Origin of the sequence: Devosia sp., assembly GCF_017307495.1 — a bacterium.
Taxonomy (GTDB): Bacteria; Pseudomonadota; Alphaproteobacteria; order Rhizobiales; family Devosiaceae; genus Devosia_A.
The window spans coordinates 104,722-116,873 of the sequence record NZ_JAFKHE010000019.1 but is presented as its reverse complement, the minus strand read 5'-3'; the positions used below and the strand labels follow the sequence as shown (position 1 = coordinate 116,873).

Sequence of the window (12,152 nt, the reverse complement as noted above, 5' to 3'; positions counted from 1 at the left end):
TGCTTTCGCACGGATGACACCGAGTATCCGGGGTGCATCGGTGACCAAACCCCACGGCCCGAGGGGACATGAAAGGCTCTACGCCTTCGCGCCATCCTCGGGGGCGATGATCGGCGTCGACGGTCCGGCCACCGTCCCGCTCTCGCGCGCCTGGTCCTCCGCATTGGCCCTGAGCAGATCGCGGCCCGCGAGAATACCGCCCACCATCTGCGCCGCAAAGCGCTGCCGGTCGCGCTCGCGCACGCCCTCGACGATCTCGCCGACCTCGACCATGTCGACATCGAGCTCGCGCAGCACCTCGGCGCCGAACTCGAGCGCGCTCTCGAACACCTCGCGCAACTGGTAGTCCGCGCCGGCCTTGACCAGTTCCAGCGCATGGCCGCGGTCGAAAGCCCGCGCCATGACCTTGGCGAGCGGGAACTCGGACTTCACCAGTTCGACGATGCGGGTCGCCGCCTCCTTCCTGTCGACGCAGACGAGCACGAGGTCGGCCGAGGCCGCGCCTGCCGCATGCAGGATGTCGAGACGCGTGCCGTCGCCATAGTAGATCTTGAACCCGAAGGTCTGCGCCACCTGGATCATCTCGACGTCGTTGTCGATGATCGAGATCGTGTGCTGCCCCTTGGCGATCAGCGGCTGGCTGGCGATCTGGCCGAACCGGCCGAAGCCGATCAGCAGCACGGTGCCGGTCAGTCCCTCCGGCCGCTCGACGCCGTCGAGCGACTGCGCCGGCCGGGGGATCAGCTTCAGCAGCATGGTCGAGAACGGCGTCAGCACCATCGAGATGATGACCGTTGCGGTGAAGCTGGCATTGAGTTCGGCGCTGAGCAGCCCGCCCGAGACCGCCGTGGCATAGAGCACGAAGGCGAACTCGCCGCCCTGCGCCATCAGCACGGCCCGCTCCAGCGCCACCGCATTGCTGCCGCCCAGCAGCCGCGCCAGCCCGTAGATGGCAAGCCCCTTGAGCGCCATGTAGCCGAGGGCGGCGATGGCAATGAACTGCCAGTTCGACATCACCACGTCGAGGTCGAGCGCCATGCCGACGGCGAGGAAGAACAGCCCCAGCAGCAACCCCCTGAACGGCTCGACGTCCGCCTCGAGCTGGTGGCGGAAGGTCGAGGTCGACAGCAGCACGCCGGCCAGGAACGCGCCCATCGCCATCGACAGCCCACCGGCCTGCATGATCAGCGCCGCGCCCAGCACCACAAGCAGCGCCGCCGCCGTCATCACCTCGCGCGCCTTCGACGCGGCGAGAATCCGGAACACCGGGTTCAGCACCCAGCGCCCGGCGAACACCACCGCCACGATGGCCGCCGCGGCGACACCGACGCTGATCCAGCGCTGCGTCATCGATGCTCCTGTGTCGCCGCCCGGCGAAAGGAAGGCCACGATGGCGAGCAGCGGCACGATGGCGAGGTCCTCGAGCAGCAGCACCGAGACGATCCTCTGCCCCGCCGGGCTCTGCAGTTCGCCGCGCTCGCCGAGAATCTGCATCACGATGGCGGTCGAGGTCAGCACGAACCCCATGCCGGCCACGAATGCCACCGGCGGGGCGAGACCGAGGACGACGATGCCTGCCACCGTCAGCACCAGCCCGCACAGCGCCACCTGCAGCACGCCCAGCCCGAAGATCTGCTTGCGCAGGCCCCACAGCTTGGCCGGCTCCATCTCGAGCCCGACGATGAACAGGAATAGCACGACGCCCAGTTCCGCCGCGTGCAGCACCGCCTGCGGATCGCCCACCAGCTTCAGCCCGAACGGCCCGATCACCAGCCCGGCGGCGAGATAGCCGAGCACCGAGCCGAGCCCCAGCCGGCGGAACAGCGGAACGGCGATTACCCCCGCGCCCAGCAGTGCCACGACCTGCATGAGGTCGATCCCGCCATGCGCCGCCACATCCGCCGCATGCGCAGCCACCGCGCCCGCCATCGCCCACCTCTTGAATCCGGAAGTGGCGAAGGTGCTTGTGTTGGGCCCCCGCCGTCAAGGCTGGCCGTTCGGCTAGGGCGTGGCGGCCGCCTTGGCGCGGGACGGACGCTTGCGCGCCGCCGGCACCGCCGCCGAAGGTTCGGGGCTGGCCGCGACGGGCTGCGCCTCAGCCACCTCGAGCCTCGCCTTCTGGCGCACCAGCAGCCGCTCCTTGCGGGACGGCAGCGGGCGCATCGGCAGGATGTGCGTGATCAGCGACAGCACGATGAGCAGCGAAGGCACCGCGATCAGGCCGCCAACCGGCCCCCATGCCCACAGCCAGAAGGTCAGCGACAGGAAGATCAGGAACGGATTCACCGTCATCGTCGCCCCCAGCAGGTTCGGGGTGACGAAGTTGCCCTCGACGAAGTTCACCGCCCAGTACAGGCCAACCGGCACGAACGCGGCCCCGAGGCTGCCGCCCGAGCCAAGCCCGGCAAGGAACAGGAGCAGCGCCATGAACGCCTGCCCGACGAAGGGGACATAGTTCAGCACCGCCGCCATCGCGCCCCACAGGATCGGCGACGGCATGCCGATGATCCACATTAGCACCGTCACCACCACCCCCACGCCGATATTCACCATGGTGATGGTGAGCAGGTATTTCGACACCTTCTGCTCGACATCCTGGAACACGTGCGCTGCGCGCCAGCGCATGCGCCGCGAAAAGCACAGCGACAGGGTCGCGATCCGGATGCTTTCGCGCGTTGCGAGGAAGAAGTAGAGCGACACGAGGAACACCAGCACCTGCGCGAACACGGCCGGCGCCAGCATGGCGATGCCGGTGACGGTGCTGCCGTCGTCGACGCGCACCTCTACCTTGTCCTGGCCGCCGAGCACGCCCTTGACCTGTTCCTGCAGGTTGGTCAGCGCCGAGATTGGCTCCTGCCAGTTGCGCATCTCGGTCTGCAGCCGGCTCCAGATCACCGGAATGCGGTCGGCCCACTCGCTGAGCGGGCCATAGAACAGGGCGCCGCCGGACACGATGACCAGCAGCAACCCCAGGACCACCACCGCCGCCGACACCCCCTCGGGGATGCCGCGGTTCTCAAGCATGTCGGCCACCGGCCCGAATGCCAGCCCGATGGTGATGGCGAGGAACAGCGGCGCGAGGATGACCTGCGCCTCGCGGATGGCCACGAAGGCGACGACGATGCCGACCAGGATGATCGCCATCTGCGCCGCGTTGTGCATGACGCGCTCGAAATTGGTCCGGGCGATATCGGCGGCTAGCGCCTTGCGGCGGGCGGCGGTCAATGGCTTGCGCACTCTCGGGTCCCCTCGAAGGTGCCCATCAACGCGCGGTCCCGCCGGTTGTTCCACGGGGCTCATGCGCCCAGTCGACGCCTGCGACCGCCGCCCCTATCATGCCGCCGGAATCAAACTGCGAGAGGTTCGCGCCAAACCCATGGCACGCAAGATTATTATCGATACCGACCCGGGCCAGGACGACGCCGTCGCCATCCTGCTCGCCCTGGCCTCGCCCGAGGACTTCGAGGTGCTTGGCATCGTCGCCGTGGCCGGCAACGTCACGCTGGCCCAGAACGCGCGCAACGCGCTGAAGGTCGTCGAGCTCTCCGGCCGCAAGGACATCGCCGTCTATGCCGGCTGCGAACGCCCGATGCGCCGCACCCTCGTCACTGCCGAGCATGTCCATGGCGAGACCGGCCTCGACGGCCCGGATCTGCCGCTGCCCAAGCTCAAGCTCGAGGAGCGGCACGGCATCGACTACCTCATCGAGACCCTGCTCGCGCACGAGGAAAAGACCGTCACCCTCGCCTGCCTGGGGCCGCTGACGAACGTCGCCATGGCCATGGTCAAGGAGCCGCGCATCATCCCCCGCACCGAGGAAATCGTGCTGATGGGCGGCGGCTACTTCGAGATGGGCAACATCACGCCGGCCGCCGAATTCAACATCTATGTCGATCCCGACGCCGCCGACGTGGTGATGCGCTCGGGCGTGCCGATCACCATGGTCCCGCTCGACGTCACCCACATGATGCAGTCGACCAAGCCGCGCCTCGAGCGCATCCGGGCGCTGGGCAACAAGGCCGGCGCGGCCGTCTACGACATGCTGAGCTTTTCCGAGCGCTTCGACCTCAAGAAGTACGAGAGCGAGGGCGCCCCGCTGCACGACCCTTGCGTCATGGCCTACATGCTCAAGCCCGACCTGTTCCAGGGCCGGCACATCAACGTCGAGATCGAGACCGGAAGCGAGCTGACGGTCGGCATGACCGTCGCCGACTACTGGGGCGTCACCAACCGGCCGAAGAACGTCAACTTCCTGCGCTCCGGCAATGCCGACGGGTTCTTCGCCCTGCTCACCGAGCGGCTCGCCCGCCTGCCCTGAGGCCGCTCAGTCGTCCGACGCCGGATGGTGGGTGGGCAGGTCCGCCCACTCCCGCGGGCTGAACGAGGCCGTCGGATCGGCCGGTGCGTCGGCACCGGCGCACAGGTCGGCGATCAGTCCGGCCAGCCACGCCCGGGCCCGCGCCATGAGGCTGGGGCGATCGGCGTGGCGGGCGATGGCGGCGCGTGCATCGATCAGGCTCATCTCGGTCTCCTCGCGTTCGCCGGCTGACATGCGCCGGACACGAGCGAAACTGACGCGAGCCCTGGCTTTGTGTCCCAAAGCCGGGGCCAAAATGATGCAAATCGTGTCGGCTACTCGGGCAACCCGGCCTTGCGCAGCCCGGCGACGATCCGCTCGTGCCGCTGGCTGCGATACGGCTCGGGAAAGCGGCTGCCGTTGCGGATCATGCTCGATACCCTGAGGTGCGGCGCCCGTTCGCGGATGGCGGCCACCGTGGCGCGCGCCTCGTCCAGGCGCTCGAGGTGGGCGTAGGCGGCGGCCAGCGCCCAGTATGCGCCCAGCCACTCCCCATTGGCCGCGACGCTGCGCAGTGACCACTCCACCGACTTGGCGAAGTCGCCCTGAACAGGTCGGCGAGGCCGACCCCGACCAGCAGTTCGTAATTGTCGAGCGCACCGGGCGAGATCTGCAGGGCCTTGAGATAGAGCTCGCGTCCGAACTCCAGGTCGCCGAACATGACGTTGCAGAACGCCGCGAGCGACAGGATCGTGGCATTGTTCGGATTGGCCGCCACCGCCTCGCCCATCATGGCGAGGCACCGCCGCCACTGGCCGCCCAGCGCCATCAGCACCAGCCCCGAGATCGCCTGCACCAGCGGATCGTCGGGCCCCGCCACCAGCGCCGCCTCGGCGAGCTGAACCGCCCGCGCCCGCTCCTCCGGCGTCGCGCCGAGCCCGAAGGTCTCCTGCCTTTCATACGCCCAGGCCGCATGCGCCAGCGCCGTGGCAAACCCCGGATCGAGCCGTATCGACTCCTCCAGCAGGCGTATCGCCTCGGCCCGCACCTCGGCCGACGTCCCGCGAAACAGTGGCAGCGCCCGCAGGTAGAGGTCGTAGGCATCGAGGCTGCCGGGCTGCTTGCGGCGCGCCCGCTCGATTTCCGCCCGCCGCACTTCCGGCTCGACGAACCCCACCACGGCGACCACCACGGCATCGAGGAAATCGAACAGCGCCGCCCCGTCGCCGTCGAACTGCTGGGCCCACAGCTGCGTGGCGCCCGCCGTCTCGACCAGCCGCACACTGACCCGGAGTTGCGCGCCGCGACGCCGCACCATGCCTTCGACGACATAGCGGACGCCCAGCCCGGCGATCGCCGCCGCATCCAGCCCGCGCTCGCGATAGCCGAACGAGGCGTTGCGCGACACCACCGCAAACGTCCTGAACCGCGACAGCGCCGTGATCAGGTCTTCGACCACGCCGTCGGCGAAATAGGCCTGCTCCCGGTCGTCCGGCGGCGTGGTGAAGGGCAGCACCGCCACGGTCGGCCGCTGCATCGGCACGGCATCGGGCAGGCGGGTCGGCCGCGGCAGGCGGTAGCCGACCCGCGGCACGGTCGTGATCCATTCCTGTCCGTCCGGCGCCTTGCCGAGCGCCTTGCGCAGGGCGGCGATCTGCACGGAGAGGTTCGCCTCTTCGACGAACAGCCCCGGCCAGGCCGATGCCATGAGCGCATCCTTGTCGACCGCCGCGCCATCGGCTTCGACCAGCGCGACCAGCAGGTCGAACGCCCGCTGTCCCAGCGGCACGGCAACACCGTCCCGCTGCACGCTGCCCGCGGCGCGGTCGAGCACGAACGGACCGAAGCTGATATTATGCGTCCCCATGCCCGACCATAGCGCCGCGCCGCGCGCCGGTCATCAGTCAGGCCGGCGTCGGCCCCGGGCCCCGCGCTAAGCAAATGCATACTGCAGCGCGCTAATCATCGCCGCATGACTGCCCCGCACGACCAGCCCCCGCGCGCCACGCGTCGCCGCCGCCGGCGCGAACCGGATCCGCCCCCGGAGGGCGTTGCCACGCCCCGGCGCGCGCCCCTGGCGCGGCTGATGGAGTGGCTCTGCCGATTGACGGTCAGCGCGTTCGGCTGGGCCTACCTGGCGATCCTCGCGCTCGAGGTGCTGGCGCGGTACGACCCCTTCGACATTGTCCCCAAGCCGCTGATCGGCGTTTCGCTGATCGTCATCGGCCTGCCCTGGACCCTGAGCTCGATGTGGTTCAACGAAGGCGTGCAATACCTCGTCGCCGCCATCGCGCCCGCCATCAACTGGCTGATCCTGGGCTTCCTCTGCGCCTGGCAGCGCCTCAAGCCGACCCTGCCCAGAGACGAGCCGTGAGCGCCGGCACCGGCGCCCCGCAGCGAGGCGCGCATCCGGTGCCGGCCGCACTTCTGCGCACCTTCGATTTCGGGCTATCCTTGGCGCGTTGTGGCGGAGGAGTGCATCATGGCGAAGCTCGTCTATGGAATGAACCAGTCGCTCGACGGCTACGTCGACCACACCGGGTTTGCGCCGGGCCCGGGGCTGTTCCGGCACTTCATCGAGCAGGCGCGCGCGCATGCCGGCAGCGTGTATGGACGTCGCCTGTACGAGATCATGCGCTATTTTGATGAGGACCGTCCCGAGTGGGACGCAGCCGAGCGCGACTTCGCGGCGGCCTGGCGGAGCCATCCCAAGTGGGTCGTCTCGCGCTCGCTGAAGTCGGTCGGGCCCAACGCCACGCTCGTCGACACGGACCTCGGGCCGGCGATCCGCGCGCTCAAGGCCCGGTTCGACGGGGAGATCGAAGTCGGCGGCCCGGTGCTGGCGAAAAGCCTGACCGACCTTGGCCTCATCGACGAGTATCGCATCTACCTGCACCCGGTCGTCCTCGGTGGCGGCACGCCGTACTTCGCCGCCCCCCGTCCCCCACTCCGGCTCGTCGCCAGCGATCCGATGGGCGAGGACGTCATCCGGCTGACCTACGTTCCGGCCTGATCGCGGTCGGGACCCGCATACGCCTCGTCCTCCCGGCGCCGGCATCCGTCGCAACGCGGCCATGGCCGGCGAGCATTTAGGTCAGCAATGCTGACAATATTGCCTTCCCCGGCGCGCCACGCTAGATAGATCGCCGCTCCCGGAGAACGCCATGGATCTCGTCACCCTCGCCGCCTTCACCGTCGCCTATGCCATCGCGGTCATCGTGCCCGGACCGGGGGTAGCGGCGGTCGTGGCGCGGGCGCTGGGCGGCGGCTTCCGCGCGGCCTTCCCGATGGTGCTGGGCATTCTCGTCGGCGATCTCGTCTACCTGGTGTTCGCGCTGTTCGGCCTTGCCGCCATCGCCACCTGGTTCGGTCCGGTCTTCTTCGTGGTGAAGTGGGCGGGCGCGCTCTACCTGCTCTATGTCGCCTGGCAGTTCTGGAGCGCCCGGCCCGGTTCCGAGCAGATCGGGGCCAAGCGCGACGGCAGCGCCTGGAAGACCTTCCTCTCGGGTTTCGCGCTCACCATGGGCAACCCCAAGACCATCGTCTTCTACCTCGCCCTGCTCCCGACCGTGGTGCCGCTCGACAAGCCGATCACCGCCCTCGGCTTTGCCGAACTGACCGGCATCGTCATCGTCGTGCTGCTCGCCATCGGCTGCGCCTATGCCGGCCTTGCGGCCGCGGCGCGCGACTTCTTCCGCTCGACGCGCGCCATCCGCGCGCTGAACCGCACCGCCGGCGTCGTCATGGCCAGTGCCGCCGCATTCGTCATCGCGCGCGAGTAGCGCGTCGAACGCAACCACCCCGCCTGCCATGCGTTGACAGCCGCCCAATACGGGCGGACCATTCTCATTGCGGCGAGGGATTCGGCGCACCGCCGGGCCCGCCGCTTATGTTGCGAGGGCTTCATAATGGACCTGACTTCGATTCTGATCGTCCTGATCGTCGGTGCTGTCGCCGGCTGGCTTGCCGGCGTCATCATGAAAGGCTCCGGCTTCGGACTCGTCGGCGATATCATCATCGGCCTCGTCGGCGGCCTGATCGCCGGCTGGCTGCTGCCGATGGTGGGCGTGAGCTTCGGCGGCCTCATCGGCTCGATCATCATGTCGGTGATCGGCGCCGTCATCCTGATCTTCATCATCAGGCTGGTGCGCCGGGCAACGTGACCCGCACCCACGGGGCCTCGCCATGGCGGGGCCCCACGTAGAGCGCTCACGACCGCACATTGAGCGATTGCGCGCTTTTGCGGCCATCCTCCGGAACGTCACGGCTGCATTATGCCGTCAGGCGCTTTTGCTGCCACCCCCACCGGCTGTCATCCCTGCGAAGGCAGGGACCCATTTCGCAGCTCGCACCAGTTGATGCTTGGATCCCTGCCTTCGCAGGGATGACACCGGTGTGACAGGCAACACCGTGCGGAGTAGCAGACACGAATTGGATCAGCCAACCGCCGCTTTGCGAAGCTGGCCAAGCACCGAACCGAGCTTCTGCGCATCGCGCTTCAGGGACTCAAGTCGAGCCGCGGCCTCATTCTGATCGAGAACCAAGACGACTCGGTCAGCCTTGCCCGATCGGAACGCCAGTACGCGCATCACAAGCATCCAGCGACCGCCGCGCTCAACCGTGATCTTTACTAGGCCGTGACAGAGCAGGTTGCGAAAGTGCTCGTGTCGTTCGCGATAATGCAGAAGCTCAACTTGCGCAGTCTTTCCTGCTTCCTCGAACGGACCGCCGGCAGCCGTCGCAGCGGTTAGGTCCTCAAGGCGCTGCCCGATCAGGTGGCGCAGTGGGATGGCTGCTGACGACACTTCGCTAAGGGCAAGCAACGTCTCTGCAACAGCTACCTCGACCACAGAAAAGTGGTGCAGGCAAGTGCCCCGCCATTCATTCACTTCAGCGAAGATTTCGTCCCAGTCAGTGGACTGCTTCGCAAGTAGCGTATCAATTTGCCCCACATCCATAGGACGCCAATAACAAGGCCGCCGTTAAGTGCGCGCTAATCGGCATACCTACGCATCGATTGAACTGATCGATCAAAGTTGACAACGGTACATCGCTACCGCACCACCGCCCCGGCCGCTGCCAGCCCCCAGGCCAGCAGTTCCGTTGCCCGCGCGGGCGTCACGCCCTCGACATAGCAGCGCAGTTCCGGTGCGTTGCCGGAGGCGCGGTAGTGCACCGTGTCGCCCGAGGTGAGCGCGAAGCGCAGGCCGTCGATGCTCGACAGGCTCTGGATCTCGCCGACCGGCGCGAAGAAGCGCGCGGCGTAGCCCTCGGTCTCCGCCAGGTCCGCGAGGAACGCCGCGCTGCGCGCGCCCGGCACCTGCGCCAGCCGGTCGGCCAGCGCCGCCCGCACCGGCAGCGTCTTGACCAGCCCGGCCAAAGTTTCGCCGAGCTTGGCCGCCGTCGCCAGCACGGCGAGAATGGGCAGCACCGCGTCGCGCGTCGGCAATGCGCCGAGCACCCTGCCGTTGATCGCCACGTCCGTGCCGAGCAGCAGCCCGCCATTGGCCTCGAACCCGACCACGGCCCCCGGCGAGCCGACCGCCGCGGCCTCCATGCCCGCGATCACGAAGGGCGAGCCGACCCGGGTGCGATCGACGCGGCCAAACCAGCCGACCCCCTCGATGGCGGAGTTCGAGGTCACCGGCGTCACCACCCGATCAGCCCCGAGGAAGCGGGCGGCGAGCATCCCCACCACGTCGCCGCGCACGAACTCGCCATTGCCGTCGATCACCAGCGGCCGGTCGCCGTCCCCGTCGGTCGAGACCACCGCATCGAGCTTGTGCGCGTCGATCCAGCCGAAGCGCGGCTCGAACAGCGCGTCCGAGAACGCCTCGGTGTCGACGGCGACGAAGGCGTCGGAGCGCGCCAGCCGGACCACGTCGGCCCCGGCCCGCGTCAGGAATGACACCAGCATGTCGCGCGCCACGGACGAATGCTCGAACACCCCGACGCGCCAGCCGCCCAGTGCGCCCGCGTCCAGCACCCCGCGGTAGCGCTGCCGGTAGCGGTCGCCCGCCAGCGCGCTTTCGTCCGCCGCCCTGCCCTCGCCCTCCGGCACCGCCTCGACCAGCGCGGCCGCGATGCCGGCTTCGTCGGCCTTGGTGATCTCCCCGGCCGCGACATAGAACTTGAGCCCGTTGCGATCGGCGGGGATGTGGCTGCCGGTCACCATGATGGCCGGCCCGCCCTTGGCCATGGCGTGGAGCGCCAGCGCCGGCGTCGGCAGCACGCCGCAATCGACCGGCTCCAGTCCCGCTGCGCGGATCGCCGCGGCGCAGTCGGCGACGATGGCCGGGCTCGACGCCCTGAGGTCGCGGCCCAGATACACCCGCCCCTCCGGAACCGTGCCAACATGGCTCAGGAACGCCGCGGTGTAGCGCCGCGCCGCGCCGCCCGTCAGCTCGCTGGCAAGCCCGCGCAGGCCGCTGGTGCCAAACTTGAGCGAATCCGACATGCCGCTGGCTCCCGGGACACGATGCGCAAGCATTGTCATGGCCTTGCACGCCCGCGCAAGCCGCTCAGCCGACGTTAATGTTTCGTTCATCTTGCCGGCTCAGGTTGGCCAGCATGATTGTCCAGAAGCGCACCATGAACTGGCTGCCCCGCGCGTCGGTCTACAGCGAGATGACCAGCGCCAGCGAGAAGCGTCGCGCCTACCTCAAGGCCGACCTCGCCTCGGCCGCCAGCAACAATTCCGCGCTCATCGCCGGCGGCACCGGTAATACCGGCGAGTCGATCAACCTCACACTGCGCATCGCCGCCGCACGCATCCAGGGCGGCACCACCAAGAAGGTCTAGCGGCTTGCATCCATTGGGAAACTTCCCCAGTGTCGGGCCATGTCGCTCACCTCGTTCTTCGCCCAGGACGTCACCACCGTCGCGCGCCAGCTGATCGGCGCCCGCTTCCTGGTCGACGGCGTCGGCGGCATCATCACCGAGACCGAGGCCTATCATCCGGCCGAGCCCGCCTCGCACGCCCATCGCGGCCAGACGCCCCGCAACGCGTCGATGTTCCTCGGCCCCGGGCACGTCTACGTCTATCGCTCCTACGGCCTCCACTGGTGCATGAACTTCGTCTGCGCGGACGCCTCCGCCGTCCTCATCCGCGCCCTCGAACCCACTGATGGCATTGAGAAAATGTCTGAACGGCGCGGCCTCACCGCGCCGCGCGACCTGTGCACCGGGCCCGGCAAGATGGCCGAGGCGCTGGGCATCGGCAAGGCCCATGACGGCCTTCGCCTCGACGCCCCGCCGTTCCGGCTGGACCTGGCCGGAACGCCGCATCCGGTGGTCGTCGGCCCGCGCATCGGCATCAGCCGGGCCGCCGACCTGCCCTGGCGCTTCGGCCTCGCCGGCTCGCCCTACCACAGCCGGGCCTTCCGGCCGAGCTAGTCGGGCGGCCGCCCGGATGGCAGGCATCCCGCGACAAAGGTTTAGTGACCTGTTGTCGCGCCGGGTTTCGTTCCGGCCGCACTTTGGCTAGGTTGCCGCCCTGACAACAAGGAGAAGCCCGTGCAGGTCGAAGCGCTGATCAAGGAATTGCTGGCAAACGGCAGCATGAACGAGGAGACCATCGCCGACCTCAACCGCTGGCTCGCCGAGTCGACGGCCGGCACGCTCCACCCGGACGATGCCGACTACATCGCGGCGCTGCACGCCAGGCTCACCGGCGCGCCGCAGCCCGAGCCGACCGAGCCGGCGACGCAGCCGGCCCGCCTCGATGGCCTGAGCATCGAGGACTGGCGCGACCGGGCGCTGCGCGCCGAGGCCGAACTCGCCGCCCTCAAGGACAGCGTCGCCTCGACCGGCGCCTGACATCTCCCCCGGGGCCAGCGCCAAGCCGCTTTGCTTC

Annotated in this window: 14 protein-coding genes; 8 read left to right on the top strand and 6 right to left on the bottom strand. The window is 68.7% G+C overall.

The window, feature by feature from the left end; all coding sequences use genetic code 11:
- Nucleotides 1–78 precede the first annotated feature (78 nt).
- Nucleotides 79–1,929, bottom strand: a complete 1,851-nt coding sequence (locus tag J0I99_RS12305; protein WP_291397908.1) for a monovalent cation:proton antiporter-2 (CPA2) family protein — start codon at nucleotides 1,927–1,929, stop codon at nucleotides 79–81.
- A gap of 72 nt (nucleotides 1,930–2,001) precedes the next feature.
- Entirely contained in the window at nucleotides 2,002–3,237 is a 1,236-nt protein-coding gene (locus J0I99_RS12300) for an AI-2E family transporter (RefSeq protein WP_291397905.1), read from the bottom strand.
- A 139-nt stretch (nucleotides 3,238–3,376) separates the two neighbouring features.
- Here J0I99_RS12300 and J0I99_RS12295 point away from each other — a divergent pair, with 139 nt between their 5' ends.
- On the top strand, nucleotides 3,377–4,318 hold the full coding sequence (locus J0I99_RS12295; RefSeq protein WP_291397904.1) for a nucleoside hydrolase: 942 nt from the start codon (nucleotides 3,377–3,379) through the stop codon (nucleotides 4,316–4,318).
- Nucleotides 4,319–4,324: 6 nt separating this feature from the next.
- On the opposite strand, the gene J0I99_RS12290 is transcribed toward J0I99_RS12295, so the two are convergent.
- Both J0I99_RS12290 and J0I99_RS12285 read right to left on the bottom strand, forming a co-directional pair.
- The gene (locus J0I99_RS12290; protein ID WP_291397903.1) at nucleotides 4,325–4,552 is read right to left on the bottom strand and encodes a hypothetical protein; all 228 of its coding nucleotides are present in this window, start codon (nucleotides 4,550–4,552) and stop codon (nucleotides 4,325–4,327) included.
- Nucleotides 4,553–4,724: 172 nt separating this feature from the next.
- Entirely contained in the window at nucleotides 4,725–6,164 is a 1,440-nt protein-coding gene (locus J0I99_RS12285) for a winged helix-turn-helix domain-containing protein (protein WP_291397902.1), read from the bottom strand.
- Nucleotides 6,165–6,269: 105 nt separating this feature from the next.
- On the opposite strand from J0I99_RS12285, the gene J0I99_RS12280 reads away from it, so the two are divergent.
- From J0I99_RS12280 to J0I99_RS12265, 4 genes are all read left to right on the top strand, one after another.
- Nucleotides 6,270–6,671 carry a hypothetical protein gene (locus tag J0I99_RS12280; RefSeq protein WP_291397901.1) on the top strand — a complete coding sequence of 134 codons (402 nt, stop codon included), beginning with the start codon at nucleotides 6,270–6,272 and terminating at the stop codon, nucleotides 6,669–6,671.
- 108 nt (nucleotides 6,672–6,779) lie between these two features.
- Nucleotides 6,780–7,310 (top strand): dihydrofolate reductase family protein, encoded by a 531-nt coding sequence (locus J0I99_RS12275; protein WP_291397900.1) that lies wholly within the window; start codon nucleotides 6,780–6,782, stop codon nucleotides 7,308–7,310.
- Nucleotides 7,311–7,461: 151 nt separating this feature from the next.
- On the top strand, nucleotides 7,462–8,079 hold the full coding sequence (locus J0I99_RS12270; protein ID WP_291391435.1) for a LysE family translocator: 618 nt from the start codon (nucleotides 7,462–7,464) through the stop codon (nucleotides 8,077–8,079).
- A gap of 126 nt (nucleotides 8,080–8,205) precedes the next feature.
- A complete protein-coding gene (locus tag J0I99_RS12265; protein WP_291391434.1) occupies nucleotides 8,206–8,460 on the top strand; it encodes a GlsB/YeaQ/YmgE family stress response membrane protein in 255 nt (84 codons plus the stop codon).
- Between the two features lie 273 nt (nucleotides 8,461–8,733).
- Here the strand turns inward: J0I99_RS12265 and J0I99_RS12260 are convergent, their stop codons facing one another.
- Together J0I99_RS12260 and J0I99_RS12255 are read right to left on the bottom strand one after the other, a co-directional pair.
- Nucleotides 8,734–9,255: a hypothetical protein gene (locus tag J0I99_RS12260; protein ID WP_291397898.1), complete on the bottom strand. Its 522-nt coding sequence runs from the start codon at nucleotides 9,253–9,255 to the stop codon at nucleotides 8,734–8,736.
- 95 nt (nucleotides 9,256–9,350) lie between these two features.
- Nucleotides 9,351–10,754, bottom strand: coding sequence for a phosphomannomutase (locus J0I99_RS12255; RefSeq protein ID WP_291397896.1), 1,404 nt, complete (start codon nucleotides 10,752–10,754; stop codon nucleotides 9,351–9,353).
- Nucleotides 10,755–10,867: 113 nt separating this feature from the next.
- Here J0I99_RS12255 and J0I99_RS12250 point away from each other — a divergent pair, with 113 nt between their 5' ends.
- The 3 genes from J0I99_RS12250 to J0I99_RS12240 all read left to right on the top strand — a co-directional run bounded on the left by J0I99_RS12250 (nucleotide 10,868) and on the right by J0I99_RS12240 (nucleotide 12,115).
- On the top strand, nucleotides 10,868–11,098 hold the full coding sequence (locus J0I99_RS12250; protein WP_291391431.1) for a hypothetical protein: 231 nt from the start codon (nucleotides 10,868–10,870) through the stop codon (nucleotides 11,096–11,098).
- Between the two features lie 39 nt (nucleotides 11,099–11,137).
- Nucleotides 11,138–11,692 (top strand): DNA-3-methyladenine glycosylase, encoded by a 555-nt coding sequence (locus J0I99_RS12245; protein WP_291397895.1) that lies wholly within the window; start codon nucleotides 11,138–11,140, stop codon nucleotides 11,690–11,692.
- Nucleotides 11,693–11,812: 120 nt separating this feature from the next.
- Nucleotides 11,813–12,115: a hypothetical protein gene (locus J0I99_RS12240; RefSeq protein ID WP_291391429.1), complete on the top strand. Its 303-nt coding sequence runs from the start codon at nucleotides 11,813–11,815 to the stop codon at nucleotides 12,113–12,115.
- The last annotated feature ends 37 nt before the right edge of the window (nucleotides 12,116–12,152 follow it).